This window comes from Streptomyces dangxiongensis, assembly GCF_003675325.1.
Lineage (GTDB): Bacteria > Actinomycetota > Actinomycetes > Streptomycetales > Streptomycetaceae > Streptomyces > Streptomyces dangxiongensis.
This window is the reverse complement of sequence record NZ_CP033073.1, coordinates 80,296-105,572: the sequence shown is the minus strand read 5'-3', so window position 1 is coordinate 105,572 and position 25,277 is coordinate 80,296. Positions and strand designations below refer to the sequence as shown.

The 25,277-nt window shown below is 70.1% G+C and carries 27 protein-coding genes and 9 pseudogenes; 17 read left to right on the top strand and 19 right to left on the bottom strand.

Features of this window, described 5'->3' with window-relative positions; all coding sequences use genetic code 11:
• The first annotated feature begins 140 nt into the window (after positions 1–140).
• Positions 141–422, top strand: coding sequence for an SDR family oxidoreductase (locus D9753_RS38885; protein ID WP_338057954.1), 282 nt, complete (start codon positions 141–143; stop codon positions 420–422).
• A gap of 14 nt (positions 423–436) precedes the next feature.
• Complete coding sequence (locus D9753_RS38880; RefSeq protein WP_338057953.1) at positions 437–760, top strand: Rossmann-fold NAD(P)-binding domain-containing protein; 324 nt, start codon at positions 437–439, stop codon at positions 758–760.
• 625 nt (positions 761–1,385) lie between these two features.
• On the opposite strand, the gene D9753_RS00790 is transcribed toward D9753_RS38880, so the two are convergent.
• On the bottom strand, positions 1,386–1,820 hold the full coding sequence (locus tag D9753_RS00790) for a MarR family transcriptional regulator (protein ID WP_240467975.1): 435 nt from the start codon (positions 1,818–1,820) through the stop codon (positions 1,386–1,388).
• Between the two features lie 169 nt (positions 1,821–1,989).
• Here D9753_RS00790 and D9753_RS00785 point away from each other — a divergent pair, with 169 nt between their 5' ends.
• Together D9753_RS00785 and D9753_RS00780 are read left to right on the top strand one after the other, a co-directional pair.
• On the top strand, positions 1,990–2,379 hold the full coding sequence (locus D9753_RS00785; protein WP_121785268.1) for an HGxxPAAW family protein: 390 nt from the start codon (positions 1,990–1,992) through the stop codon (positions 2,377–2,379).
• Between the two features lie 434 nt (positions 2,380–2,813).
• Positions 2,814–3,200, top strand: coding sequence for a protein kinase domain-containing protein (locus tag D9753_RS00780; RefSeq protein WP_240467974.1), 387 nt, complete (start codon positions 2,814–2,816; stop codon positions 3,198–3,200).
• Positions 3,201–3,802: 602 nt separating this feature from the next.
• Here the strand turns inward: D9753_RS00780 and D9753_RS37440 are convergent.
• The 4 genes from D9753_RS37440 to D9753_RS00765 form a co-directional block, all read right to left on the bottom strand.
• Complete coding sequence (locus D9753_RS37440; RefSeq protein WP_240467973.1) at positions 3,803–4,186, bottom strand: hypothetical protein; 384 nt, start codon at positions 4,184–4,186, stop codon at positions 3,803–3,805.
• A 540-nt stretch (positions 4,187–4,726) separates the two neighbouring features.
• Positions 4,727–5,131, bottom strand: a complete 405-nt coding sequence (locus tag D9753_RS00770; RefSeq protein ID WP_121785267.1) for a VOC family protein — start codon at positions 5,129–5,131, stop codon at positions 4,727–4,729.
• A 156-nt stretch (positions 5,132–5,287) separates the two neighbouring features.
• Positions 5,288–5,449 carry a hypothetical protein gene (locus D9753_RS36905; protein WP_205614018.1) on the bottom strand — a complete coding sequence of 54 codons (162 nt, stop codon included), beginning with the start codon at positions 5,447–5,449 and terminating at the stop codon, positions 5,288–5,290.
• A 3-nt stretch (positions 5,450–5,452) separates the two neighbouring features.
• Entirely contained in the window at positions 5,453–5,896 is a 444-nt protein-coding gene (locus D9753_RS00765) for a MarR family winged helix-turn-helix transcriptional regulator (protein WP_121785266.1), read from the bottom strand.
• 51 nt (positions 5,897–5,947) lie between these two features.
• Between D9753_RS00765 and D9753_RS00760 the strand changes: the two are divergent.
• Both D9753_RS00760 and D9753_RS00755 read left to right on the top strand, forming a co-directional pair.
• Positions 5,948–6,568 (top strand): annotated as a pseudogene (locus tag D9753_RS00760) (TIGR03086 family metal-binding protein); the annotation flags it as partial.
• 36 nt (positions 6,569–6,604) lie between these two features.
• Entirely contained in the window at positions 6,605–7,156 is a 552-nt protein-coding gene (locus tag D9753_RS00755; protein WP_240468415.1) for a GNAT family N-acetyltransferase, read from the top strand.
• 144 nt (positions 7,157–7,300) lie between these two features.
• Here the strand turns inward: D9753_RS00755 and D9753_RS39180 are convergent.
• Together D9753_RS39180 and D9753_RS36900 are read right to left on the bottom strand one after the other, a co-directional pair.
• Positions 7,301–7,375, bottom strand: a pseudogene (locus tag D9753_RS39180) (hypothetical protein); the annotation flags it as partial.
• Positions 7,372–7,656, bottom strand: a complete 285-nt coding sequence (locus tag D9753_RS36900) for a winged helix-turn-helix domain-containing protein (RefSeq protein ID WP_205614017.1) — start codon at positions 7,654–7,656, stop codon at positions 7,372–7,374. The pseudogene D9753_RS39180 and the gene D9753_RS36900, both read right to left, overlap by 4 nt.
• Before the next feature lie 281 nt (positions 7,657–7,937).
• Here D9753_RS36900 and D9753_RS00745 point away from each other — a divergent pair.
• Both D9753_RS00745 and D9753_RS00740 read left to right on the top strand, forming a co-directional pair.
• Positions 7,938–8,614, top strand: a pseudogene (locus D9753_RS00745) (FadR/GntR family transcriptional regulator).
• A complete protein-coding gene (locus tag D9753_RS00740) occupies positions 8,611–10,050 on the top strand; it encodes an amino acid permease (RefSeq protein ID WP_121785265.1) in 1,440 nt (479 codons plus the stop codon). The pseudogene D9753_RS00745 and the gene D9753_RS00740 overlap by 4 nt, the downstream one beginning before the upstream one ends.
• 33 nt (positions 10,051–10,083) lie before the next feature.
• Here the strand turns inward: D9753_RS00740 and D9753_RS36255 are convergent, their stop codons facing one another.
• Both D9753_RS36255 and D9753_RS00735 read right to left on the bottom strand, forming a co-directional pair.
• Entirely contained in the window at positions 10,084–10,254 is a 171-nt protein-coding gene (locus tag D9753_RS36255; RefSeq protein WP_163010572.1) for a hypothetical protein, read from the bottom strand.
• 41 nt (positions 10,255–10,295) lie between these two features.
• Positions 10,296–11,390 carry an MFS transporter gene (locus D9753_RS00735; RefSeq protein WP_240467972.1) on the bottom strand — a complete coding sequence of 365 codons (1,095 nt, stop codon included), beginning with the start codon at positions 11,388–11,390 and terminating at the stop codon, positions 10,296–10,298.
• A gap of 66 nt (positions 11,391–11,456) precedes the next feature.
• On the opposite strand from D9753_RS00735, the gene D9753_RS00730 reads away from it, so the two are divergent.
• The 6 genes and pseudogenes from D9753_RS00730 (at position 11,457) to D9753_RS37420 (ending at position 15,951) form a co-directional block, all read left to right on the top strand.
• Positions 11,457–12,293, top strand: a complete 837-nt coding sequence (locus D9753_RS00730; protein ID WP_163010571.1) for a helix-turn-helix domain-containing protein — start codon at positions 11,457–11,459, stop codon at positions 12,291–12,293.
• Between the two features lie 370 nt (positions 12,294–12,663).
• Complete coding sequence (locus D9753_RS37430) at positions 12,664–13,191, top strand: hypothetical protein (RefSeq protein ID WP_240467971.1); 528 nt, start codon at positions 12,664–12,666, stop codon at positions 13,189–13,191.
• A 44-nt stretch (positions 13,192–13,235) separates the two neighbouring features.
• Positions 13,236–14,065 (top strand): annotated as a pseudogene (locus D9753_RS00720) (IS5 family transposase).
• 82 nt (positions 14,066–14,147) lie between these two features.
• Positions 14,148–15,262 (top strand): annotated as a pseudogene (locus tag D9753_RS00715) (IS701 family transposase); the annotation flags it as partial.
• Positions 15,263–15,533: 271 nt separating this feature from the next.
• Complete coding sequence (locus D9753_RS37425) at positions 15,534–15,623, top strand: hypothetical protein (RefSeq protein WP_240467970.1); 90 nt, start codon at positions 15,534–15,536, stop codon at positions 15,621–15,623.
• Positions 15,624–15,678: 55 nt separating this feature from the next.
• Positions 15,679–15,951, top strand: coding sequence for a hypothetical protein (locus D9753_RS37420; RefSeq protein ID WP_240467969.1), 273 nt, complete (start codon positions 15,679–15,681; stop codon positions 15,949–15,951).
• 29 nt (positions 15,952–15,980) lie between these two features.
• Here D9753_RS37420 and D9753_RS00700 read toward each other — a convergent pair whose 3' ends face one another.
• The 8 genes and pseudogenes from D9753_RS00700 to D9753_RS00675 form a co-directional block, all read right to left on the bottom strand.
• Positions 15,981–16,748 carry an SDR family NAD(P)-dependent oxidoreductase gene (locus D9753_RS00700; protein WP_121785262.1) on the bottom strand — a complete coding sequence of 256 codons (768 nt, stop codon included), beginning with the start codon at positions 16,746–16,748 and terminating at the stop codon, positions 15,981–15,983.
• Positions 16,749–16,806: 58 nt separating this feature from the next.
• Positions 16,807–17,331 (bottom strand): SDR family oxidoreductase, encoded by a 525-nt coding sequence (locus D9753_RS00695; RefSeq protein ID WP_338057952.1) that lies wholly within the window; start codon positions 17,329–17,331, stop codon positions 16,807–16,809.
• Positions 17,332–17,369: 38 nt separating this feature from the next.
• A pseudogene (locus tag D9753_RS38875) lies at positions 17,370–17,579 on the bottom strand (SDR family NAD(P)-dependent oxidoreductase); the annotation flags it as partial.
• Between the two features lie 51 nt (positions 17,580–17,630).
• Complete coding sequence (locus D9753_RS37415; RefSeq protein WP_240468525.1) at positions 17,631–18,026, bottom strand: MFS transporter; 396 nt, start codon at positions 18,024–18,026, stop codon at positions 17,631–17,633.
• Between the two features lie 16 nt (positions 18,027–18,042).
• Positions 18,043–18,723: pseudogene (locus tag D9753_RS37410) on the bottom strand (MFS transporter); the annotation flags it as partial.
• Positions 18,724–18,843: 120 nt separating this feature from the next.
• Positions 18,844–19,194 carry a cyclophilin-like fold protein gene (locus D9753_RS00685; protein WP_394346665.1) on the bottom strand — a complete coding sequence of 117 codons (351 nt, stop codon included), beginning with the start codon at positions 19,192–19,194 and terminating at the stop codon, positions 18,844–18,846.
• 203 nt (positions 19,195–19,397) lie between these two features.
• A pseudogene (locus D9753_RS00680) lies at positions 19,398–20,065 on the bottom strand (SDR family NAD(P)-dependent oxidoreductase).
• A 66-nt stretch (positions 20,066–20,131) separates the two neighbouring features.
• Entirely contained in the window at positions 20,132–21,148 is a 1,017-nt protein-coding gene (locus D9753_RS00675) for a zinc-dependent alcohol dehydrogenase family protein (RefSeq protein ID WP_121785260.1), read from the bottom strand.
• A 191-nt stretch (positions 21,149–21,339) separates the two neighbouring features.
• On the opposite strand from D9753_RS00675, the gene D9753_RS00670 reads away from it, so the two are divergent.
• Entirely contained in the window at positions 21,340–22,227 is an 888-nt protein-coding gene (locus D9753_RS00670; protein ID WP_121785259.1) for a helix-turn-helix transcriptional regulator, read from the top strand.
• A gap of 439 nt (positions 22,228–22,666) precedes the next feature.
• On the opposite strand, the pseudogene D9753_RS38870 reads toward D9753_RS00670, so the two are convergent.
• A pseudogene (locus tag D9753_RS38870) lies at positions 22,667–22,783 on the bottom strand (IS5 family transposase); the annotation flags it as partial.
• A 211-nt stretch (positions 22,784–22,994) separates the two neighbouring features.
• Positions 22,995–24,239, bottom strand: a complete 1,245-nt coding sequence (locus D9753_RS00660; protein WP_205614016.1) for an alpha/beta hydrolase family protein — start codon at positions 24,237–24,239, stop codon at positions 22,995–22,997.
• Positions 24,240–24,315: 76 nt separating this feature from the next.
• Here D9753_RS00660 and D9753_RS00655 point away from each other — a divergent pair, with 76 nt between their 5' ends.
• Positions 24,316–24,723, top strand: a complete 408-nt coding sequence (locus D9753_RS00655) for a hypothetical protein (RefSeq protein ID WP_121785257.1) — start codon at positions 24,316–24,318, stop codon at positions 24,721–24,723.
• A gap of 9 nt (positions 24,724–24,732) precedes the next feature.
• Positions 24,733–24,951, top strand: a complete 219-nt coding sequence (locus tag D9753_RS00650) for a helix-turn-helix transcriptional regulator (protein ID WP_121785256.1) — start codon at positions 24,733–24,735, stop codon at positions 24,949–24,951.
• The last annotated feature ends 326 nt before the right edge of the window (positions 24,952–25,277 follow it).

The following is a 25,277-nucleotide window of genomic DNA, read 5'->3' as shown; positions in this document are numbered from 1 at the left end:
CGCGGGCCGCAGCGGCGCCTCCCACGCGACAGCGGTCAACGACGTGGCACCGAACCACAAAGTGGACCGGAGTGACTGCGCGGAATGGTCACGGCCGAAGCCCGTGTGTCACAGGCGACGACGAAGCAACCAGGAACTTGGTGAGGGCCGCGCAATCGGCCAGGGTGCAACACCTGGTGTTCACCGGTGGCACCGGAACGTTGGGCAGCCTCGTGGTGCCGCTTCTGCGGCAAGCCGGCCACGAGGTGCGCATCCTGACGCGTCACGGCCGCGGACCGGGCGACGGCATCGAGTACCACACCTGCGACCTGCTCCAAGGGGGCGGGCTGAGTAGTGCGCTGGACGGCGTCGAGACGGTACTGCACCTCGCCGGCGGCCCCAGGGGACCCTGCGCGCGGCCCAGTTCCACGACCTGGCACTGACCGTGGCGCAGAAGATGAGCAAACTGCCACTCATCCCTTCACCGGGCGGCATGCGCTGGCAGCCCGTGGACGCCCGGGACATGGCGGAGCGCCTTGTCGAACTGGCGCTGACAGCACCCGCCGGCCGGACCCCCGACCTCGCGGGTCCCCGGACGTACGGCCTGGGGGACCTTCTGCGCAGCTACCTCGAGACAACAGGAAGGCGGCGCCCGTTGCTGCCGGTCCGCATCCCCGGCCCCGTCGGTCGTGCTTGCCGCGCCGGTGAGAACCTCGCCGCCGAGGACGCCAGTACGGGACAGCGAACCTGGGAGGCTTTCCTGTCCGAGCGGGCAGCGTAGGACAAATCTGCCCAAGTCGGGCTGCTCCCGGGCGACGTCATACGCAGGCGCTGCAACCTTACCCCCACCGTACAGAAGGCGTTCGGGGGCCGGCCGAGGACGCCGTCCCGCCGTCCTGGTGGGTCGTGGCGGGCGTGGGTGCTGGCCCTGGGCTGGGGCTGTGATGTGCGGGTTGGTCAGGTAGCTCACCGTGGTGATCAGGCCGTGTTCTCTGTGCTGCGCACGGTACGTGTGATCGTCGGTATCGGCGGCTTGGTCGAGCCGTCCGCTTTTGCGCCAGGTCGGCCGGGCGAGGGCGGGCCAGGTACGCCCCGGCTTCCAGCCGCCGCGTGCTCCGTGCCGCCAGGGGGGCCCGCGTCCGTCGTCCGCCCGTCCGTCGTCCGCCGCCCGGCGCCGGCTCTCCAGGGGCGTGGGGTCCGGCCCCGTGCCGGCCCCGCGCCTGCCGGGCGTTGCCTCGCCGCCCGGCCGCCCGTGTCCGGTCGCCGTGTCGGGCTGGGCCGGGCCCGCGCCGCACGCTCGGGTCCGCCGTGGGGGCCCGCGTTGAGGGAACGGGTCGGCCTGCCGGTGTCGCCAACGCCTCGCTTGCCAAGGGAAAGCGCAGGTGCAGCCTTGCGGAACCGTTCCGTCACCGGGAACCCGGCGGCTCCTCTCGGATCTCCTGCAATGCCTCCTCGAACAGGCCCCGGGCCCTGGTGAACCAGTCGGCCAGTACTGCGACCTCCTCGGCCTCGTAGTCGGCGAAGAGTGCGGCCAGGCGTTGGTACACGGGGCCGTACACCGCCAGAATGCGCTCTTGCGCCGTTTCGTCCATCACTACGACCACACGTCGGCGGTCGCCCGGGTCCGGGGTGCGACGGATGTAAGCGGCCTTCTCCAACCGGTTCAGTACACCCGTCACCGCTCCCGTGGTCAGCCTCGCCCGCTCCGCCAGGTCGCCGGCGACCAAGGACTCACCGGCCATGGATGCCTCGGTGAGGAAGCCCAGGCAGGTGAGGTCGGTGACGTTCAGGCCGAGGCGGCGTGCGATGTCCTGTTGGCCGAACTGTGCTGTCGCGATCATTCGGTCCATGGCGTACAGAGCCTGGTCGCCCGTTGCGGCCGGGCGCGCCTTGCGGTGCCCCACAGATTCCCCTTAGTATCTAAGTAACTTAGGTCGTGAGGCATTCTACCTGTGACGTGCTCTCGCGACCGTTCACGCTCCCGTCCGCAGCTCTTGAAGGAGTGCCATCATGTTCATACACGGAGACGACCCGTATGACCTGGGGCATACGGTCGCCGGCTGGACCGGAGTGGCCGTGGCGACGCTGGGTGCCGGGCTGTGCGGCATCGGCGTGATCGTGGTCTCGGGACCGCTCGTGTGTGTCGGCATCGGCGTTCTCGCCCTGGCCATCCTGGTCACGTGGGTGCTTCATCTGGCCGGCTGGGGTAAGTCGAGTGGGCCGCGTCCGATCGAGCAGTGGGACTGGCGTGTCCGGGACACCAGCGCGAAGGCCGGGCACGCTGATTGCCTGGGGTGTCGCCTGGCGGGACGGCGTGGCGCACGTCGCGCGCGCTCTGCGCCTGAGGTGGAATCCGCCAGGACAGCCGAGTCTTGGCTCAGCACGTCGACGTCTGCCTGACGAACGCCGCCGAGAAGCTCCACCAACGATGGTGCACGGTGGGTGAAACGGAGCACCAGACGCCCCACTCCGTCAACTCGCAGAAAAACCGGGCCGCGCAACGGCAGAGCATCGTTAACGGGTAGGCGCACTCGCCATCAGCACGACAGGACACCGGCCGCCATCCGGCCGGCGGCGGCATGACCGGTGCGTAGCGCCGGGCCGAGATCCGTGCATCGCCGACCATCTTGGCCCTGCCTCGCTCACTGCACCCAGGACCCACCCCTCCTGCTCGCCGCCGCGCCCGCCGCCGGCCTGACCGCGGTCAAGGCGGGCGCCGCCGTGAACCGACGGCATCCACCCCCGGGCCCTGCGGCGTCGGCCCGGGTCGACCAGGCCCCGGCCGCCGCCGCACCGTGCCCGGTCGGCCCGCCCGGGCCGTGCACCGGGGACAGGTGCACCGCGACATCAAACCGCAAAACCTCCTGCTCACCGGGGCCAGCGACCACGCGACCATCAAAGTCGCCGACGTCGGCCTGTCCAAGGCGTTCGACAGTGCAGGCCTGTCCGGCCACACCCTCACCGGCGCGATGGGCGGCAGCCTGGCCTTCATGCCGCGCAGCCAGGTCATCGACTTCAAGTACGCACTGCCCGGAGTCGATCCGTGGGCTATGACGGCCTGTCTGTACTGGATGCTCACCGGTTCACCCCCGCGCGACTTCCCGGCCGACGCCGATCCGGTTCGCCGTCGTTCTGCGCGAGCCGGCCGTGCCCATACGCGACCGGCTACCCACGCTGCCACGCCGAATCGCCGCGGTCATCGACACCGCTCTCATCGATGAGCCCCGTATCGCTCCCACTACCGCGGCCGACTTGTCGCACGCGATCCGCCAAGCGCTCTGAGCGGTGTCGTAGCGGCCCGGCAGTACCGTCCGGGGGTCGGCGGGGGAGCCGGTGACGGCCCGGGTGGACCCGCACCCTGTACGTGGGTCACGACCGCGTCGGGCGCCAGGGCCCGTCCAGCGGGGACTCCAGCCCGTAGTCCGCGAACAGCGCCAAGCGCGGCACGCCGCCGCTCGTACGCCCTCCGAGTGCACGATTTCCGGCGTCTGCTCTCCGGCCGGGCGAAGCGAAGGCTGCGCTGCGCTGATCAAGGAGGTGCGTCGTTTCGGAGGTCTCGGAGTGCGCGCCGGGCCGCAGGGCCGGCTGTCAGGCGCCAGTCGGGTTCTCCCCCCGGGGGAGGCGCGCACGCCAATGTGCCGCCTCCCGTTGATCCCCTTGCTGGTCACGAAGCCGTATCAGTGCCGCCGTGGCGAAGGGGTGGCCGCCGTTGGCGCGGTTCGCCAGCGGCACTATCTTGACCGGCTGCCCGTGGAAGGAAGGTGCTCATCCCGCCCCCGTCCTCGCGTGCCCACCGATAACTTCCGGCACGCGGATCAGCCGTTCACCGGCGGAGCCGGGACACCAGCACCGTGCGCACGGCCTTGGCCACCTTGCTCGCGGCGGACCCGTCCTCTTCTTCGGTTTCCGGTTCGAGCATGCGCTGGATCTGCGACAGCAGTTGGCTGGTCGACCGCCAGAGCGGGACGAACATGCCGGCGACCGGCCCGACGCCCTGGATCGCGCCGTCGGACAGCTCGATGACCTTCTTGGCGGTCGTGACCGTCGTCGGGTCCCGAAGGATCAGGTGCACCTCATCGTCGACCAGCCGGATCTCCATCTGGCGCGCGGCGGCTTCCTCCGGGTTCGCGTCCGTGGTCGTCTCCGGATCCAGTGCGTCGATCTTGGCGGCGACCGCGTCCGGGTGGACCCCGAGTTCCCGCAGCACCCTGGCCCGCCATGCTGTTCTCCGTCCGCAGCATCGCCTCCAGCAGGTGATGGCTGCCGACCGGTGCGCCACCGGCCAACGCGCTGGCGGTGGAAACGGTGTCCTCGGTGGCAGGTGTGCCGGCCGGCCAAGGGACGGCCGCAACATCCTGCGATCCCTCCAGCACTGCCAGCACCGCGTCACGGATCTTGCTGATCGGAGCGATCCGCTCGGCGAGCACCTCAGCGCCGACGCCCTCACCTTCGAAGGGAAGCCGAACCCCCTGTCGGTCCTGATCACGGCCCGGCATCGCGGGGACTCGCCCATTCCAAGCCGTCTCGGGGCACACCGGGGTTGCGCGTCCGGCCCGGGGCCGGACGCGGGCACCCGGCCGCGGGGAGCCCGCGCCGATGAAGCGTATGCCTCCCGCCGGAACCGCACCTACCCGCGACGGCGCGGCGACCGTGGCCACGCCACCGACGAGTTCGCGGTCGTCACGAGTCGACCGTCCTCGTCGCGACCATCGCCGAGTGGCTGCGGGCCGGCCCGATTGACCAACGGCTAATCGTCGAGCTCGGTGAAGAGAGTCAGCTGAAGAGCGCCCGGTGCCTCAAGCCGCGAGTTGAGCGAGTTCCAGGGGGTGCGTGTCGGCTCGGCGACCACCTGGGCTCCGGCCGCGGCCAGTTTCGACGTTGTGGCGACGGAGTCGTCGACCTGGAAGGCAACGCGAATGTGGCCGGCTACCCGCCGACCGACCTCGACGTCGTCGATGAAGGCAGCGTGGTTTGGATCTGTCAGTTCCAAGGTGGCTCGGCCGGCGTCAAGAATGGTGACCCGGCCGTCTGGAGAGGCGAACGCGCCGCGCTCCGGCAGGCCAAGGACGTCACGGTAGAAGTGCAGCGCCGCATCATAGTCTGCCGCCGTGACCACCAAGCGGAGTTCACGCACAGCGGGTTCGTCGGTCATGCCAGCTCCTTCGAGATCTCTTACTGATCGCCAGGTCAACCCCGTGATTGGCGGACGATTCCCCAGACGCGTCTCCCCGCCGCAGCCCTCACGGTCGAAGACCACTTCCCTGGTCTCGCTCACCGCTTCCCACGCCCTCTTGCCTTGGCCTCGCATTCACTGCGTGGAGAACGCCGTCACCCACCGCCTGGCCACGTTCAGCACCACGTCGTACTCCCATCGCGGCGACAGCACGAACGGCGGTCCGTCCGACACCTCCGCCTCGCCCAGCCGTGCCGCCCGGGTCGAGCGTTTCGACGGAAAACCCAGCCCCCGCACACCTCATCCACGGCGTTGGGCGTCTATCGAGTCGGCCAAGGCGTTCAGCGCGCTCAGGAAGGCGCGGCGGTCGGCTGGCGTGAGTGTGGCGAGGACGCGGTCCTCGCCTGCACGGATGGCGGCGCGCACCGAGTGGTGGACTTCGCGCCCTTCCTTGGTGATCGCCAGGAGGCGGACACGGCGATCGGCCGGGTCCGGCAACCGGGAGATGAGCCCGGCCGCCTGGAGCTTGTCGAGGGTGGTGATGATGCGCGTCTTGTCCGCACCGATGGCTTCACACAGTGCCGCCTGTGTGCGTACCGGGCCGTCGCTCAGGGCGCCGAGCACGGCGTATCCCCACATGGACAGGTCGTGAGCGGCGAGTACCGGCAGTTCCGCATCGACCAGGGAACTGAGCAGCGGCTGGAGCATCGCGGCGACATCGCGACTCCTGTGGTCGACGGCCATGGCGACATAATACTCGTTGACAGACCATAAGCATGAAGAGATCGTAGGCGCATGCCTATGAATGAGGAAGCCCAGTCTGCGAAGTCCGCGTCGCGCGGTCCTTCGTCGCCGCTGACGGGAAAGGAACTCCTCGCACTCGACGCCGACGCCGTGCGCACCAGCACGGAGGTGGTGTCGCTGGTGAGCGCGGCTGATCTCGACCGTGCGACCCCCTGCACCGCATGGACGTTGCGCGAACTACTGGCCCATATGACCGCCCAGCACAACGGCTTCGCGGCCGCAGCACGAGGAGACAGCGACCTTGGGCCATGGCAGCCGCAGACCGGCGAGCATGACCCCGTCGGCGCCTACCGGCGTTCGGCCGAGCGTGTCCTGGAGGCCTTCGCCGAGGCCGACGTCCTTGGCCGGTCCTTCCACCTGCCGGAGATCGACGTCGAGCGGCCCTTCCCCGCGGCCCGCGCCGTCGGCTTCCACCTCGTCGACTACGTAGTGCACGGCTGGGACGTGGCCCGGAGCCTGGACGCCACAGTGAACTTCAGTCCCCAGTTGCTCGACGCCGCTCTCGCCATAGCGAAGGCCGTCCCTGACGGCTCCGCCCGCACTGCTCCCGGCGCCGCCTTCGCCCCCCGCGTCTCGTATCCCTGCCGGACTCCCCTGGAGGAGATCCTTGCCCTCCTGGGGCGGTCCCCCACCTGGCCGGAGCGAGCCGTGGACGCCTTCTGGCCCCTCCGCACTGATCGCCTCCACCTGAGACTGTTCACCCCCGACGACATCGAAGCCATGTACGCCTACCAAAGCCTCTCCGAGGTTGCGCGTTACCTGTACCGCCCACCGCGCACTCGCCAGGACTGCGCGGATGCCATCGCCAGGGTCTCGACGGCCACCGCCTGGGCGCACGACGGCGACACCCTCACCCTGGCCGTCTGCCGCAACGACTCCCGGCACGTCATCGGCGAGATCCTCCTTAAACTCGCTGACGCCCGGGCCCGTCAAGTGGAGATCGGCTGGGTCTTCCACCCCGCCCACAGCGGCCGGGGCTACGCCACCGAGGCGGCCCGGGCAGCGGCGGTGGCAGCCTTCGGCCCACTGCGCGCGCATCGCCTCTTCGCCCGCCTGGACACGCGTAACGGCGCCTCCGTCCGGCTGTGTGAACGGCTGGGAATGCGCCGGGAAGCACACCTGGTCGAGAACGACCTCGACGCAACGGGCTGGGGCAGTGAATACATCTACGCCGCCTTGTCCCACGAACTCGCTCGATGACGACACCTGGCCGCAGGGCACTGACGCCAGGTGCTCACCCAATTGGGCCCGAGGGGGAAGGGACAGAGTGCCAGCCCGTTCGACAGTGCGGATGACCGGCGCCGTCTCCATGCCGCGGATGGCGTCGAGGGAGGCGATCCGCTCGGTGAGATAGCGGGAAGGGCCTTGTGTGTCACTACAGTTGACCGCGGCAAGGAGATTGGTCGGCCCGGTGGTCATGACCACCAGTGAGGCTTCGGGGTGCTTCGGCAACGCCGCTGCCACCATGGCGCCTGGGAAGGCTGGACGGTCATCCAGATCCGGGCCTCGGCGCGGAAGCGCAGGGCGGCCGAGGGGACGTCCACGAGGCAGTTCAGGGCCCCGGTGCGGCGCAGGGTGGCGATAGGGTGCCGGACGGCGGAGTCCGACCAGTTGGTGGTGGCGGCGAGTTCCGGGCGGCTCGTCCGCCCGTCCCGGGCCAGGGCGCTGAGCAGGGACTGGTCGCCGTCACCCAGGTCCACCGGTGAGTCGTCGCTCGGCGGCGGCGCGGGGGCGAGGAGTGCGGTCTGCTCGGGGGTGAGGCTCGCGGAGCCGGCCCAACGGTTGGGCAGGACGTACGAGGGCGCGGCCGAACACGACTATGACCCCGAGGCACGTAAGTTCAACTTCTCCGTGAAGCCCATGGCCAAAGAGGACAACCACCCGGGCGTCTTGACAGCGACCTCGGGCCACGCGGAGTATCACTCCCGTGAACCTGTCAGACAGCCAGACAGGTGGTCGGGCCCCGCGGCGCGTCGGCGCCATGGAAGCGGTCCTCACCCACCTCCGCGGCGCCATCGAGCGCGGCGAGTACCCCATCGGCGACAAGCTCCCCTCCGATGCGGAGCTCTGCCGCACCCTAGAGGTGCCCCGGCCCGTCCTGCGGGAGGCCCTGCGGGCGCTGCAGACCATGAGACTGACCGGCGCCGAGACGGGCAAGGGCACCTTCGTGATCGCGAACATCGTCGAAGACCCCACCTTCGGCGAGTACGCGGCCAGCGACCTGCTCGATGTGCGCCGCCACGTCGAGATCCCGGTCGCCGGGTACGCCGCCCTTCGCCGCACCCCGGAGAACCTGGACCATCTCGCCCACCTGCTGGACCGCATGGATGGGGAGACGGACACCACCGCCTGGGTCGCGATGGACACCCTCTTCCACCTGGCCGTCGCGAAGCCGCCCAAAACCCGGTCTTCTGCCGGGTCATCGAGGAGATCCGGGACGCACTGGCGCGTCAGTCGGCCTTCCTCGACGAGCTGGGCGGACGGCGCGAGCGGTCCAACCGCGAGCACCGGGCCATCGTCGAGGCCCTGATCGACGGTTCCGAGTCCGACGCGGTGGAGGCCATGAGCCACCACCTCGACCGCGTCGAGACGACCCTCACCGATATCGTGCGCGCCCCGCGCGCGAACTCTCCCCTGGAAGGCGGACCCGAGGCGTGAGCGAACAGCACCTCAAAGACGAGACGCGCCCCTCGCCCCGTCACGTCGACGCCGGAGACGCCGGCTACAGCAAGTCGCTGAAGTCCCGGCACGTCAACATGATCGCCATCGGCGGCGCCATCGGCACCGGCCTCTTCCTCGGCGCGGGCGGCCGGCTCGCCGACGCCGGCCCCTCCCTCTTCATCGCCTACGCGGTCTGCGGGATCTTCGCCTTCCTGGTCGTGCGCGCCCTCGGCGAGCTCGTCCTCTACCGTCCGTCCTCCGGCGCCTTCGTGTCCTACGCCCGAGAGTTCATGGGCGAGAAGGGCGCGTACACGGCCGGCTGGATGTACTTCCTGAACTGGGCCACCACCGGCATCGCCGACATCACGGCGGTGGCCACGTACACCCACTACTGGGGCATGTTCTCCGACATCCCGCAGTGGGTGATCGCCCTGATCGCCCTGGCCGTGGTCCTCACCGTGAACCTCATCTCGGTGAAGATCTTCGGCGAACTGGAGTTCTGGTTCGCCATCGTCAAGGTCAGCGCACTGGTGATCTTCATGTGCATCGGGATTTTCCTGCTGGTCACCCGGCACCCGGTGGACGGCTCCACTCCCGGCCCGTCCCTGATCACCGACAACGGCGGCGTCTTCCCCAACGGTCTGCTGCCCATGCTGCTGATCATCCAGGGCGTCGTCTTCGCCTACGCCTCCGTCGAGCTGGTCGGCGTCGCCGCCGGCGAGACCGAGAACCCCGAGAAGATCATGCCCAGGGCGATCAACTCGATCATGTGGCGCGTGGGCCTGTTCTACGTCGGCTCGGTGGTCCTGCTGTCGATGCTGCTGCCGTGGAACAAGTACACGTCCGGCGAGAGCCCCTTCGTGACGGTCCTGTCCAACGTCGGCATCCCGGCGGCGGGCTGGGTCATGAACCTCGTCGTCCTCACGGCGGCCATGTCCTCGCTCAACTCCGGCCTGTACTCCACCGGCCGCATCCTGCGCTCCATGGCGATGTCCGGCTCGGCCCCGAAGTTCACCTCGGTGATGAGCCGCAGCCAGGTCCCGTACGGCGGAATCCTGCTCACCAGCGGTATCTGTGTCCTCGGCGTCGCCCTGAACTTCGTCGTCCCGGCGGACGCCTTCGAGATCGTCCTGAACTTCGCGGCGATCGGCATCCTCTCCACCTGGGGCATGATCATGGTCTGTCACCTCCTCTTCTGGCGGAAGACCCAGAAGGGCGAGCTGACCCGTCCGGGCTACCGACTCCCGGGCTCCCCCTGGACCGAACTGGTGACGCTGGTCTTCCTCGTCTCGGTCCTGGCCCTCATGTACGCCGACGGCGGCGCCGGACGCACCACCGTGCTGTGCCTGCCGCTGATCGTCGCCGCGCTCGTGGCGGGTTGGTACGCCGTCCGCCGCAGCCTCGCGCGCACCTCGTCCAAGGCCGACGCGTGACCCGGTCGTCGGCCCCCGCCAACCCACAAGCGATCAGGCAGTGATGTTCGGGACCAACAACTGCCGGTGGACGTGACCTGGCTGAATGCCGTCAACGACCAGGTCGCTGGGATCGCTGGTCAGCGCTGTGGCGCAGGAGTCCGCGACGCGTTCGCGGTACCGTGCGGCATGCGCGCGGACGAGCTCGCTGGACGGTCGGCTCACGGCTGCTCCTCCCGGGGTATAGGAGCTGGAGAACCTCAGCACTATGCCCGCCCGGGCCTTGACCCGTCAGCCCTCTGCTTCCAGCGTGCTCGGCCCACCGCCGCGGCCATCGTCAGGGGCACGGTCAGGAGCGCCGCCAGCCAGAACAGGGGCCGGTAGTCATGCGCCTGAGCGGTGGAGGCCGCCAGCCCGCTGGCCACGGCGCTGCCCACGTACAGGGCAACACCGAACGTGGTCACGCCCGTTGCACGGGCCGCCGGGGACAGGGCCGTCGCCCACGACTGGATCGTGGAGTGCATGAAGGACCAGCCGCCCCCGAGGAGCAGGGCGACCACGACGAGCGCCCCGGTGGACTGGTTGTAGCCGGCGAGCAGGTACGCCAGAGCCATCTGCACCCCACCGGCCACGATCAGGCCCGCCGGGGACCACTGTCCGACGAGCCGTTCGACCACCTGCGCCGCGGCTATGGAACCGACCCCGTACAGGGCCGCGACCACGCCGGCCAGGGTGGTGGGAACTCCACGCGCCTCCAGGGCCGGGGCCAGGTAGGTCAGGAAACCGAGCAGCACCGCCCCCTCCAGCATCGCCACCGCCATGACGTACCACTGCCACCGTGAGGACAGGACCACGCGGAAGGGCGCCAGCAGTGATCCGGAGGGAGCCCGCTCGGGCTCGGGCAGACGGCGCAGGGCCACCGTCAGGTAGGCGGCGAGGACGCCGGGTAGCGCGAACACCAGCCGCCACGTGAGGTAGTGCGCCAGCGCTCCGGCGACGACCGTTGCCACGGCGGTGCCCAGCGCGGACGCGGTCATCAGCTCACTGAGGGGGCCCTGCCGTATGACGGCGGGCACCATGTCGCCCACGTACGTCAAGGAGGCAGCGATGGAGGCGGCGAAGAACGCGCCGGCCAGGGCGCGCGCCCCGATCAGTAGGGGAACGTCGGGGGCGAGGGCCGGGGCCAGGGCGGCCACTGCCGCGCCGGTGAGCGACACCCGCATCACCCGCACACGGCCCCATCGGTCGCTGGCCACCCCCCACACCGGCTGCATCAGCCCGTAGGTGAGGTAGTAACCGCTCGCGGCCAGCACCACGGTGGGGAGCGGGGTCCCGAGCCGGGGGCCGATAAGCACCAGCATGGGCGCACCGCCCACTGCGGACCACGGTTCCTCGCCGGTCACGGCCGGCCGCCGGCGCGGTGGCCGGTGAGCACCGTACCCACACCGCCGGGCGAGTACCCCCGCCATGAACTGGGGGCCTTTCTGCGGTCCCGCCGTGAACGGCTGACGCCGAAGGACGTGGGCCTGCCGGACGCCTCGGGCCGCCGGACACCGGGGCTGCGGCGGGCCGAGGTCGCCGAACTCGCCGGCATCAGCATCTCCTGGTACACGTGGCTGGAACAGGGCCGGGTGCGCACCTCGGAGCAGGTGCTGCGCGCGGTGTCGCGGGTGCTGCGACTGGACGCCGCGGAAACCGCGCACGTCCTGTCGTTCGTGGAGGAGAGCAGGCCGCCCACCGACGCCCCCACCTGGGTGTCACCCAACCTGCTCACTCTGGTGCAGGCCATGACACCACACCCCGCCGTGGTGCTCCACCCGCACTGGGACCTGCTGGCGTGGAACACCGGGTACGCCGCGCTACTGACCGATCCGGCACGGCTGCACTCCAAGCAGCGCAACCTCCTCTGGTTGGTGTTCCGCTGGCCGCCGGCCCGCACCCTGCTCCCCGACTGGGAACACGAAGCCCGCGCCCTGCTCGGCCAATTCCGATTCCGGGCGGCTCGCCGGCCGAACGATCCGCGGTTCGCCGAACTCATCGGCGAGCTGCTGTCCGACGGCGACGCGGCCCGCTGGTGCGAGCGCCGGGAAACAGCCGCATTCCAGCCCTCCGTCCGCCGTTTTCGGCACCCGGCCGTGGGCGAACTGCGCCTGCGGTACGTGAAGCTGGCCGCCGTCGACGAGCCCGGTCACCGCTTTCTGGCCTACCTGCCCGACGACCGGGGCTCCGAGGACGCCCTGCGCCGCCTGCAGGCAGGTGGATGAGCCCCGGTGGCCCAGGCGTTCCGGGACACGGCGACGACATTCATGAACAACGAGGGGAGTGCGGTGGCGCCGGGCACGACGCAAGTGCGGCCCAGGACGCTGACCGTCGGTCCGCCGGCTGCACTGCGGTGATCCGGCAGACCCGGTCCCGACCGCGCCCACCGGTCCGGGGAGAGAGCGTGCGCGGGCTACCGCCGCGCGAGACTTGCGGGGTCCGCGCGCGGGTGCCACATGAGGCTCGGCGGCCGGGGACGTCCACCGGGCGGCGCGGCTGCGCGGCCGTCTGTGGGAGAAGGACCAGCAGGCCGCGCGCACCGGATACGACCCCTTCGGCCGGCTGGTCCTGCACAACCCGGACACCGGCGCGCTCGTGGCGGAGCGGCCCCGCGCCCTCAACGACGTCACGTGGGGCTACGACGGCACCGGTCCCGGCACGCTTGTCACGGCGCTGTCCTTCGCGGTCCTGGACCACCCCGACCGCGACCATCCCCAGACGTTCCACGAGCGGCCGCCCGCCGTCCGCGACTACCTGGAGCGCCTGGTCGCCGAGGAGGCGGACCAGAAGGAGCCGTTCAGCATCACCGACCATCTGGGCTCGTACGAGTGGTCGAACGAGGAGACGGCCGCGTACGAGGCGGCGATCGAGGCGGTGAACGGGGCGGTCGGCGCCTACAGTGCGCTCATCGCCTCCGAGAAGGCCAAGCCCGAGCCGGACCAGGCGGTCATCACCGAGGCCCGCGCGGGCAGTCCCGGCTCGCCCGCGAGCGTGAAGACCTGCGCTCCACCGACCGCGAGCAGATCGCCCAGGCCCGTGCCGGCTACGCGCAGCTCGCCCGCGAGGTGCGGGAGCGGATCGCCTGATAGACAGGCAGAGATCGAGCGGTACCGGCTGCCCTAGGTCGTGTCTTCAAATGATCTTGAGTGGTGGATCATGGTCGGGTGATACGTCGCCATGAACTGTCTGATGCCGAGTGGGAGTTCGTCCGGCCGTTGCTGCCCGAGTCGTTGCGGGGCAGGAAGCGGTTGGACGACCGCACGGTGCTCAACGGGATCGTGTGGAAGTTCCGTACCGGGACGGCCTGGCGGGACGTGCCCGAGCGGTACGGTCCATGGGCCACTCTGCACACCCGCTTTCGCCGGTGGGCGCTGGACGGCACCTTCGACCGGATGCTCCAGGCCGCCCAGGCACACGCCGACTCGGCGGGGGACATCGACTGGCTGGTGTCGGTCGACTCCACCATCGTCCGTGCTCACCAGCACGCCGCCGGGGCCCGAAAAGGGGGGCCCGCAGTCCCGGCCTCGGACGTTCCCGTGGCGGCCTGACCAGCAAAATTCACCTCGCCTGCGACGGTGTCGGCCGCCCGCTCGCTTTTACCCTCACCGGCGGCAACACCAACGACTGCACCCAGTTCACCGCTGTGATGGAAGCGATACGAGTGCCCCGCATCGGCCCGGGACGTCCCCGCGTGCGGCCCGCCCACGTCCTGGGCGACAAGGGTTACAGCTCCCGGGCCATCCGCACCTGGCTGCGACGGCGAGGCATCGGCCACACCATCCCGGAGCGGGCCGACCAGGTCCGCAACCGGCTCCGGCGCGGCAGCCGGGGCGGGCGCCCGCCGGCCTTCGACAAGCAGCTCTACAAGCACCGCAACGTCGTCGAACGCTGCTTCAACCGCCTCAAGCAATGGCGCGGCATCGCCACCAGGTACGACAAGACCGCCCAGTCCTACCAAGCAGCCGTCACCCTCGCATCGCTCCTGATGTGGGCGTGAACACTTTGACGACAACTCCTAGTACTCCAGTCAGAAATCGTTGCCTGAGCTGGTCGGCCTCGTTGTTCCAGGCATGGTGGGGATGGGCGAAGCTGACCTGTGGGCTGGGGAGTTGGAGTCGGTGTTCGCCCGTGTGGCGGGCCGCTTCTCGCGGGTGGATCTGCGGTGGCGGATGCGGGACTACGTGCGTGGTCTGCTGGCTCCGGTGGAGCGGAAGAACGGCTGGCAGCTGGCCGAGTACGCAGGTCACCGCGGACCGGCCGGCTTCCAGCACCTGCTGAACGGTGCCTCCTGGGACGCTGACGCGGTCCGGGACGACCTGCAGCAGTACGTCGCCGAGCGGCTCGGCACCCCGGACGGGGTTCTGATCGTCGACGACACCGGCTTCCTGAAGAAGGGCACCACCTCTGCCGGCGTGCAGCGGCAGTACTCGGGCACCGCCGGCCGTACCGAGAACTGCCAGATCGGGGTCTTCGCCGCGTATGCCTCCTCCAAAGGAAGGGCTTTGGTGGACCGGGAGCTTTACCTGCCCAAGTCCTGGACCTCGGATGCAGACCGGTGCCGGGCGGCGAGAGTCCCTGACAGCCGTGGCTTCGCGACCAAGGGAGAACTGGCCCGCGCGATGATCCTGCGGGCTCTTGCCTCCCCCCTCCCGATCGCCTGGGTGACGGGCGACTGCGCCTATGGACAGGAATGGCGCATGCGCCGCACCCTGGAGGAAGCCGGTATCGGCTATGTCCTGGCCGTGCCGAAGTCCCAGCAACTGCACGCTCCCTTCGGCCGTATCGACCAGGCCATCGCCGACGTTCCCGATCAGGCGTGGGAACGACGCTCCTGCGGCGACGGCGCCAAAGGCCCGCGCGCCTCTACGACTGGGCAGCCGCCCGTCTGCCGGTGATCGAAGTCTTCGACGGTGACCGGCCCACCCATCAGCGGTGGGTGCTGGCCCGCCGCAGCCCGGCCCGACCGGAGGAGATCGCCTACTACCTCGCCTACGCACCCAACGGCACCAGCGTCACCGACCTGGTCCGCATCGCCGGATCGCGCTGGGCGATCGAGGAAGCCTTCCAGGCAGCGAAGAACGAATGCGGCCTCGACCAGTACGAAGTTCGCCGCTACCCGGGCTGGTACCGGCACATCACACTTGCCATGCTCGCCCACGCGTTCCTGGCCGCCGTCGCAGCCCAGACCACCGAAAGGGGGGCCGCAGAAACGAGCCCACCAGCACCATCCACTTCACCGTGGCAGAAGTCCGCCGACTCCTGGACGCTCTGCTGCCCCCGCCCCACACCCCGCCTCGGACCCGTTGCACATGCCCTGAACTGGTCCCTCTGGCGCAGACGACACCAAGCCACAGCCCGCCGCTGCCACTACCGAAGAAGAACCAGCTCAGGCAACGATTTCTGACTGGAGTACTAGGCCGAGAACCAGCGGACAGCCCGGCGCGGGCAAGAGCCGGGTCACCGAGATGGTGGCCGCCCAGCTCAACCAGCACGGCGGCTTCGCGGACATCGACAGCGACCTGTACAAGCCCTACCACCCCGCTACGCGGAGTTGATGGACCGGGACGACACGCTGATGGCCGCCTACACCCGCGCCGGCGGCCGGGCCGGATGGCGCAGGCAGAGCAGTACGTCCGCGGCCACGGTCTGCACGCGATCATCCAGGGGACTTCGCAGAACGCCCAGGCCGTGGAGGAGAAGCTGCGCGCCTGCCGTCAGTTCGTGCCGACGGCGCCGGATGAGAAGCGCACGAGGTTGGCGCGTATCCGGGACGGTTCCTGGCCGGCGACGATCACGCCCACCAGCGTCGCCGGTGAACCAGTCGGCCGGGGCCTTGCTGGTGGGCTGCTGCTGAACGAATTCCGTAGCAATCCTTCGTGCTGATGGAGCGGAGTGGCTGACTGGCTCGGGCCCTACTGGGCGGTGTAGCCGCCGTCGACGGGCAGGGCGATGCCGGTGACGTAGCTGGCGCCGGGGCTGCATAGCCACAGGACGGCCTGGGCGATCTCCTCGGCGGTGCCGAGCCGGTGGATGGCCTGGCCCGTTTCGGCCTGGTCGCGGTCGAGTTCTCCGCCTTCGACCATGGCGTCGACCATGGGGGTGCTGATGGTGCCGGGGCAGACGGCGTTGACGCGCACACCGCGCGGGCCGTATTCGAGGGCGGCGCTCCTGGTCAGACCGATTACGCCGTGCTTGGAGGCGTGGTAGGCGGCACGTCCGGGGTTGCCGACGAGGCCGCCGAGAGAGGAGCAGTTGACGATGGCGCCGCTGCCCTGGTCGCGCATGTGGCGCAGTTCGTGTTTCATGCTCGCCCAGATGCCGCGCAGGTTGATGCCCTGGACGCGGTCGAACTGCTCGGCGCTCTCGTCGGCGGCGTCGGTGGGCGGGGGCATGATGCCGGCGTTGTTGTAGGCCATGTCGAGGCGGCCGAAGGTCTCCACCGTGCGGTCGACGGCGACGCCGACCTGGTCCTCGTCGGTGACGTCACAGACCAGGGCGAGGGCCCGGCGGCCCGCGTCGGTGAGCTCCTTCGCCGCCTGGTTCACGGCCGTCTCGTCGATGTCGGCGAGGGTGACGGCGGCGCCCGCTTCGGCGAACGCGCGGGCGGCGGCCAGGCCCATGCCCGAGGAGGCGCCGGTGACGAAGGCGACCTGGCCGGTGAAGTCGTAGGTGGGGTTCATGGGGGGTGACTCCTCACGTGGGATTTCGACGCCGGGGTGTGGTGGGGATGCTGGCGGCTCAGGTGGTCTGGCCGCCGTCGACGACGAGGGCGGTGCCGATGGTGAAGGCGGCGCCGTCGGAGCACAGCCAGAGCACGGCGGAGGCGATCTCCTCGGGCTTGCCGAGGCGGCCGACGGGTTCGTCGGCGATGAGCCCTTCGCGTCCGCCGGGGCGGGTGTCGCCGAAGCGGCGGATCATCTCGGTGTCGATGATCCCGGGGCAGACAGGCGTTGATGCGAATGCCCTGCGCGGCGTGATCAAGAGCGGTGGAGCGGGTGAACCGATGATCCCGTGCTTGGCGGCGGCGCAGGCGGCCTGGCCCTGGAAACCCTTGACCCCGGCGCCGGAAGAGACGTTGACGATGGCGCCGCCGCCGCCGTCCTGCTGGAGCATCTGCCGGATCTGGGCGCCGGTGCACAGGAACGCTCCGGTGAGGCTGACTCCGAGGATGCGGTCCCAGTCGTCCTTGGCGGTGTCGGAGGCCGGCTGGACGGGCTGTTCGACGCCGGCGTTGTTGAAGGCGCGTCCAGGCTTCCGAAGCATTCGACGGTCCGGTCGACCGCGGCCTGGACGTCTTCCTCGCCGGTGACATCACAGATGAGGGTGAGGGCTTCGCCGCCACCGGTGGCGGCGATCAGGCGGGCGGTCTCTTGCAGGCCGTCGGCGGACATGTCGGCGAGGGCGAGGCGTGCCCCCGCGCGGGCGAAGGTGAGGGCGGTGGCACGGCCGATGCCGCCGGCGGCGCCGGTGACGAAGGCGGTCTTGTCGTGGAAGTCGTAGGTGATGTTCACGCGGGTTCTCCCATCGAGAGGCGGGCCGTGGACGACGGGCCCGGAGATGGGTCAGTGCCGTGAAGGCCCCGGTGCGGTGATGTCGTCGTCTACGGGGGCCGGGGCGGTGCGCTGGGCCACGATCCGGGCTTGTCGTCGGGTGCCGCTGAGGGCGAGGGCGATGAGCGGCAGGAGGGTGAGGGTGGCGAAGAGGGCGCCGACCAGGGCCGGTCCGGTCAGGCCGAGGGAGGTGTTCAGGGCTTGGCCTGCGAGGGCGGAGCCGGCGGCGATGCCGGTGTTGTAGGCGGAGGTGGTCAGCGCCGAGGTGAGGGTGGGGGCGTCGCCGGCGGCACGGAGGGCGACGGAGGTGACGACAGGGTTGACGGTGAACCCGGCCAGGGCCATGAGGAAGACCAGGGCGACGGCGGTGACGGGGCCGGCCGCCGATGGCGGTGCCGCCCAGGGCACCGAGCCCGAAGACGATCAGGACCAGCGGGACGGCCCCGGCCGGGATGCCGGCGCGGTCGGTCAGCAGAGGGGTGATGTAGGTGTAGGTGGCCAGGACGCCGCCCATGATCAGTACGGCCGCGGCCAGGGCGAGCCACAGTCGGCCCTGGCGCAGGGCGCGGACCTCGGCCCGTACCGAGATCTTGGCCCGCTGTTCCGTCCGGGGGATGAAACGGCCGACGAACACGGCGGCGAGACCCGCGAGGACGGCCAGGGCCCAGAAGGGGCCGCGCCAGCCGGTGTACTGGCCGACGAAGGAGCCGATCGGCACGCCGACGACGTTGGCCAGGGTCAGGCCGCCCATCATGACGCCGATGGCCCGGGTGGCGCGGGCCGGGCCTGCGGCGGCGGTGGCGATGACGAAGCCGACGGCCCAGAACGCGCCGGTGGCCAGCGCGGTCACCACTCGGGCGGCCAGGACGACGGTGAAGGAGGTGCTGAGCGCGGCGACGACGTGCCCGAGGGCGAAGACGGTCAGGGCCAGGACGAGGGTCAGGCGCTGGGGCAGGCGCAGTGTGGCCAGGGCCATGGTCGGCCCGCCGACGATCATGCCGATCGCGAAGGCGGTGATCAGCAGACCGGCGCGGGAGACGCCGACGCCGAGGTCACCGGCGATCTCCGGGAGGAGTCCGGCGATGACGAACTCGGTGGTGCCCATCAGGAACGTGCCGGCGGCGAGCACCCACACGACGAAGGGCAGCTTGCCCGTGGGGGTGCTGGCTGCGGAAGGCATACAGGTACTTCTCTTCCTCTAGGGGGGTTCAGGGAGTCGCCGGGGTCAGGAGGTGGGTTCGATGGTGATGCGCTTGGCCTGGCCGAGCTGGGCGGCGCTGACGTCGAGGTGGCCGAGGACGAGCAGGTCGGCGGAGGCGGCGGGCCCGTCCTGGTAGAAGAGGGCCAGGTTGCCCCAGGGGGCGTAGTAGGCGATGTCGCCGACCTTGGCCGCGGTCGGTTCGGGGGCGCCGGAGGTGTCCAGCTTGCGCGGCAGGTCGGCCACCCGCTCCGTGTCGTGGAAGTCCTCCAGGTCCAAGGTGAGCGGGAGCAGCGCGGCGAAGTCGCGGGCGGCGGGGCTGTCGTTCAAGGCGGCGTCGACGGGTCGGCGGCCGTCGAGGGTGACCCGGATGTCCATGGGAGTGCTCCTCTCGGAGGTGGACGGCGGGGTGGGGGCTGCTGTCTCCTGCGGCCCCGGGGAGGCGGAAGACGCGGAGGGCGGCGTGGCCTCTTGCGCGTCGCTGGAGCAGGCGGTCACGGCCGGAAGCAGGGCGGCTGCCGCAGCGAAGCGGACCAGACCGCGGTGGACCGCGGAGTGCATGAGGGAATATCCCGGGGTCGTCATGCGGGCATGGGCTCGGCGTAGTGCCGGAACCTGCTGCGCTTGGTGTGGATGGCGTACAGGCGCTCGGCCAAGGCTTCAGGGCTGGAATGCTCGGCATCCGAGCGGATCGCCCCGGGGACGATCAATTGGGCGACGTGGATGTTCTCAGGGGCGAGGGCGTCGTGGAGCATCGCCGTGTAGGCGCTCTCGGCGGCGAACGCGATCGAGGTGCCGGCCACTCCGGGGTTCGGGCGCACGGCGCTGCCGCCGTTGACGAACAGCAGCGTGCCCCGGCCAAGGGCCCGCATTCCGGGCAGGACGGCGTTCACACAGGTCACCGGCCCCTTGACGGAGAAAGCCAGCGGATCGTCCAGGTCGCCGGCGGTGGTGTCCAAGACCGGCTTCATGAAGTCGCCGCGGGGCACCGGACTGAACTGCAGGATCTCCACCGGTCCCAGCTCTTCCGCGGCGCTGCGCAGGGCCGTGGTGAGGGAGCCGGGGTCGAGGACATCGGCGGTGTAACGGCGGGCCTGGATCCCATCACCATCTAGCTCGGCCACGAGACCGTCGAGGTGTGCGGCACTCCGGGAGATCAGGGCGACGGTGTGCACCGCCCGGCGCCGAAGCGCCGGGCGGTGGCGAGGCCCAGGCCGGGGCCGGCGCCGATGAGGGCGAAGGTGGTCACGGTGCGGTTCTCCTCGAAGACGCGGAGACGGGCGGGAGGGGCCCGTGCGGGGGAAAGCGGAGCAGGTCAGGGGGTGAGGAGGGTCTTGACGGCGCGGCGCTCGTCCATGGCCTTGTAGCCCTCGGCGACCTGCTCCAGCGGCAGGGTGAGGTCGAAGACCTTGCCGGGGTCGATCCGGCGCGAGAGCACGCGGTCGATGAGGTCGGGGAGGTAGCGCCGTACGGGGGCGGGGCCGCCGCGCAGGCCGACGGGGGAGAAGAACAGCTCCTCGCCGTCGACGGCGACCTCGTGGGGGACGCCGACGAAGCCGACGTCGCCACCGGGCCGGGCCGACTGCAGGGCCTGCCGCATGGCCTCGGAAGTGCCGACGCACTCCATTACGCTGTCGGCGCCGATCCCGCCGGTCATCTCCTTGATCCTCTCGACGCCCTCGTCGCCGCGTTCGGTGACGATGTCGGTGGCACCGAACTCCCGCGCGAGCTTCTGCCGGGACTCGTGGCGGGTCATGGCGATGATCCGCTCCGCGCCCATCTCCCGTGCCGCGATCACCCCGCACAGGCCGACCGCGCCGTCGCCGACGACCACGGCGGTCGAGCCGGGCTTCACCTCGGCGGCGTCGGCGGCCCACCAGCCGGTGCCCATCACGTCCGAGACGGCCAGCAGCCCGGGCCACAGCTCCTCGCCCGGCACCTCGTCGGTGGCGACCAGAGTGCCCTGGGCGTTGGGGATACGGACGTAGTCGGCCTGGCAGGTGGACATGAACTCGCGGTGCAGACAGCCGGACTGGAAGCCGTTCTGGCAGTTCACGCAGGTGTTGTCGCTGGTGGCGAAGGACCCGACGACGAACTGGCCGGGCGTGACCGAGGTGACGGCGCTGCCGACCTCCTCCACGAAGCCGACGTACTCGTGGCCCATCGGATGCGGGGCGCCGACCGGCTCCGCGCCGCGGTAGGGCCACAGGTCTGAGCCGCACACACAGGTCACGGCCGTACGGATGATCGCGTCGGTCGGCTGGAGGATCTTCGGGTCGTCGAGGGATTCGAAGCGGACATCGCCGGGGGCGTAGATCATTGCTCCGTGCATCAGGGGTTCCTAGGTACGAGGGGACCGGGCCGTCTGCGGCGGCCCGCGTGCCGTCCTTCCCTGCCATCTGTCCGGCGGGGAAAGCGCCGCCTCACCCAGGTAACCCACACTTCGCACGGACAGCGAGTCACTGACAAAGGGTGTACCGGCAGTGCATCCCTCCCGTGGCGTGCGGCACGTACCGTCGAGGGGTGGACAACCAGCGAGAGGCCAGCGAGTTCCTCACCTCGCGGCGAGCCAGGATCACCCCCGAGCAGGCCGGGCTCCCCGCCGGCACCCGGCGCCGCGTTCCCGGCCTGCGCCGCAGCGAGGTCGCCGCCCTCGCCGACGTCAGCGTCGAGTACTACGCCAAGCTGGAGCGCGGCAACCTCGCCGGCGTCTCTCCGGCCGTCCTCGAAGCCGTCGCCCGCGCCCTCCAGCTCGACGACGCCGAACGTGCCCACCTCCTCCATCTGGCCCAGGCCGCCGACGGCTCCGACGCCCTCACCCGCCCCCGTCGCCGCACCACCCGGCAGTGGAAAGCCCACCGCAGCCTGCAGTGGACCCTCGACGCCGTCACCGCCGGGCCCGCCTTCGTCCGCAACGGCCGCATGGACCTCCTCGCCGCCAACCAGCTCGCACGCGCCTTCTACGCCGACGTCTACGCCAACCCCCACAACCAGGAAAACCTCGCCCGCTTCCAGTTCCTCGACCCCGCCTCCCGCCGCTTCTACCCCGACTGGGACCAGGCCGCCGACATCGCCGTCGCCATCCTGCGCACCGAAGCCGGCCGCAACCCCCACGACAGAGACCTCCACGACCTCGTCGGCGAGCTCTCCACCCGCAGCGACGCCTTCCGCACCCGCTGGGGCGCCCACAACGTCCGCCACCACGGCACCGGCACCAAGCGCTACCACCACCACGCGGTAGGGGACCTCACCCTCGCCTACGAGGGCCTGGAGATGGCCGCCGAACCCGGCCTCACCCTCACCATCTACACCGCCGAACCCGCCTCACCCTCCGACGAAGGCCTACGCCTACTCGCCTCCTGGGCTGCCCCCCACGAAGCCGACGTATCTTCCCCGCAAGGGTCCAGCTGACCCCACCCCGCTGCTCAGCCTCCGAGGACTGCCGCACTCCGGTACCGGGGAACCAGGCCGCTTCTGCGGCCCATAGATGAGGACCCGGACAGGTTCGGCGGCCACTGAGCGCGGGAATTGGCGAACCCACGCGCTTCCCGTGACCCGGGGCGGAACTGGCGGCCGGGACGCAGGTCGGGCACGAAGGCGTCCGGGACGACCCGGCGGAAGCGCCGACGCCGGGCGGGGGTGAGGTGCTGGAGGTCGGCGGTGAAGCGGGGGAGGGTCTCGAAGGCGGGCACGGTGGTGCGTTCCTTGGCACTCGGTGGTGCTCAGTGGTGCTTGTCGGTGTCGTCCGGGTCGTGTTGTGAGGGCTGCCGGGCTGCCGGAGAGCGATGACATTCGCTTCCGGCCCGGGGCCGCTTCCCGCGTGGCGGGCACCTGAGAAGAAAGTTCGGCCGCTGCTGGAGGTCATGACGCTCTGGGCGTCGATCACACAAGCCGATGGCTCGGCATTCCGACCTTCCTTCTTCCGCAGCAGCTACCTGAGTAGGCCGTTGAGATGGGCGAACACTCCCCGTATTGAGCCGAGGCGCGAAACTTGTCACAAAGGCAGGCTTTTTGTCACCGGCCTGGCGTCGGGTAGCGGGCTGCTGTGCGAGACGGCGGGTGACCTTGCGAGCCGGGGTATCTCGGGGGGAAGGAACGTCGCGGCTGCGAGAGTGCCCCCGTGCGGGATCACCGCGGGCATGGAGGGGGGTGACCGTGGTGCGGGTATGGCGGGTGCCTCATCGGAGGAACCGGATTTGCGGGTAGCGGGGTGAGGGGTGCTGGAGCAGGTGGTTGTCGAGGTGGCGTAGATGAAGGTCGAAGAATGCTCGTGTGTAGTCGCGTTGTGTCTGGATGGCGCGGTGCGGGTCGAGGGGGCCGATTGCTTGCGTCACCTGGCTGGACGTCAGCCCGAGGGCGGGCGCGGCCTGGGGTAGCAGTGTTTCCAGGTCGGTGAACGAGGTGTGTGTGGAGCCGGTGAGGGCCAGTTCGCGTTTCCAGCCGTACTGGCTGGTCCAGAACTGATCCCAGCTTGGATCCTCCGGGCCTGGGCCGGGGTCGCTGCCGAAGAGAAGGAATGGCCGGTCGGTGCCGGCGGTGACGGGTAGCAGGAGGCTGCCGTCCAGGTTGACGCCGGCCCGCAGGCGCCGGTCGGCGCGGATGGCTGCGGCGGCTGTGGCACCACCGAGGGAGTGGCCGAGCATGCCGACGCGGGACAGGTCGAACGCGCCGGCGAGGGTGGGTGGCAGGGGGCGACGTCCGGCGTCGGTGTTGTGTCCGACGTTGAGTGCGGTGAGCTGGTCCAGCACGAACCGGGTGTCCGCGGTGCGGACAGCGAGGGCCTTGGCGATCAGCGCATCGTCGATGTCACCGGTAATGGCGAAGGTTTCCACCCGGCCGTCGGGAAACTCGACTTGGTCGGCGTCGTAGGTGTGGTCGATGGCGACGACCAGGTAGCCGTGGCTGGCTAGTTCCTCGATCAGGACTGTGCCGAGGCTGCGGTCGCTGCGCAGGCCCGGTGAGTACAGGACGACCGGCCTCCCGCACCGGCCGCGGTCCACCGGTGCGGCCAGATGGGCGTGCGTGGTCGGCAGCAGCAGCGTGCCGGACGGGATGCCCTGTTCCCGCTCGAAGAAGGTGACGGCGCCGGGTGACATCCAAGGCGCGGGCCGGTGGTCACGGGCGGCGCGTGCCGGGTACCAGAGCTGGATCATGAGTTCCCGAGCCTGGCGGGAACCCTGCCAGGGATCGACGCGCGACCGGTCGACGAGGTGCGCGGTGACCGTGCCCAGGGGATGCGGACCGGTTGGTGCGGGCAGGGTAAGCCGCACCGGAGTCGGCGTGGGGTCGGCGGCGACCGGCGAGTCCGCGGCGGGTCGCGACTGGGCGGACGCCGCGGTGGCCATCGGGACGGAAGCGATGGCTGACGCCACGGCGGTACCGAGCAGTGCTCGGCGGGTCAGGAGCTGTCTCTCGTTCAACATGGCAAAAATGTAAGGTTCTCCTTCCATCGAGTCAAGGATGCTTGACTTGATGGAAAGGAGACCTTACATTCATTGCATGGTAAAGCAGGTACAGCAGGACCAGGTGACGCGCGCGGCCCGCCGCGCTGTGCTCATCGACGGCATACCCGTGTCTACTTTGGGCGTGATAGCCCTGGCACTGGGCAGCAGCCCCAATCCGGGCACCACCCAGAAGGCCTGGTGGATCGCGACCACCGCCGTCTTCACCCTCGCGATCGTCTGGGTGCTGCTGCGGGCATTCCGGCGCGCGGACGAATACCTGCGCAGGATCCAGTTGGAGAGCATGGCCATCGCTTTCGCCGCAGTCCTCGTGGGGCTGCAAGTGGCTACCCTGCTCGATGCCGCAGGCATCATCCAGCTACATCAGCTCGTACAGTTGATCCTCCTTGGCGGCGTGGCCATCTGGATGACGATCGCCGACCTTCGTACCCGCCTGAACCGGTGACGGCGCACTTTGAAGAACCGACTACGCGAACTGCGTGCAGCTCGCCGGTGGAGCCAGGCCGACCTGGCCGACCGGTGCCGGGTCTCCCGGCAGGCCATCAACGCCATCGAAACCGAGCGGCACGATCCCAGCCTGCCTCTGGCGTTCACCATCGCCGACGTCTTCGGCCTGACCATCGAGGAAATCTTCCGTCCCGACCGGACGGAAACGACGGGCAACCCGGCCTGACATTGAGTCCTTTCAGCCGGGCCCTTCGGAGAGCGTTGTCGACCAGGTGAGCCAAAGGGCGACAGTCGTCACCAAGATCTCCGGACAAGTGGCGCCGGGCTCTCCGCCGGACCCGCTGGGCAGCCCAGGCGAACAGCGGAGCACCGGCGCAGGTGACACTGCCCCTGCTTCGCACGCCACCCGTGACAGATAGCGCGCCCATCTGGTGACACCTATCGTGCTTCGACCTCACCGAAGCCGCAGGTCAGTGGAGGCTGATGGTGACACCTATAGTGCTTCGGCTCACATATTCACGGGCCGCCGTACAGCGCTCTGGTGGCGGCCCG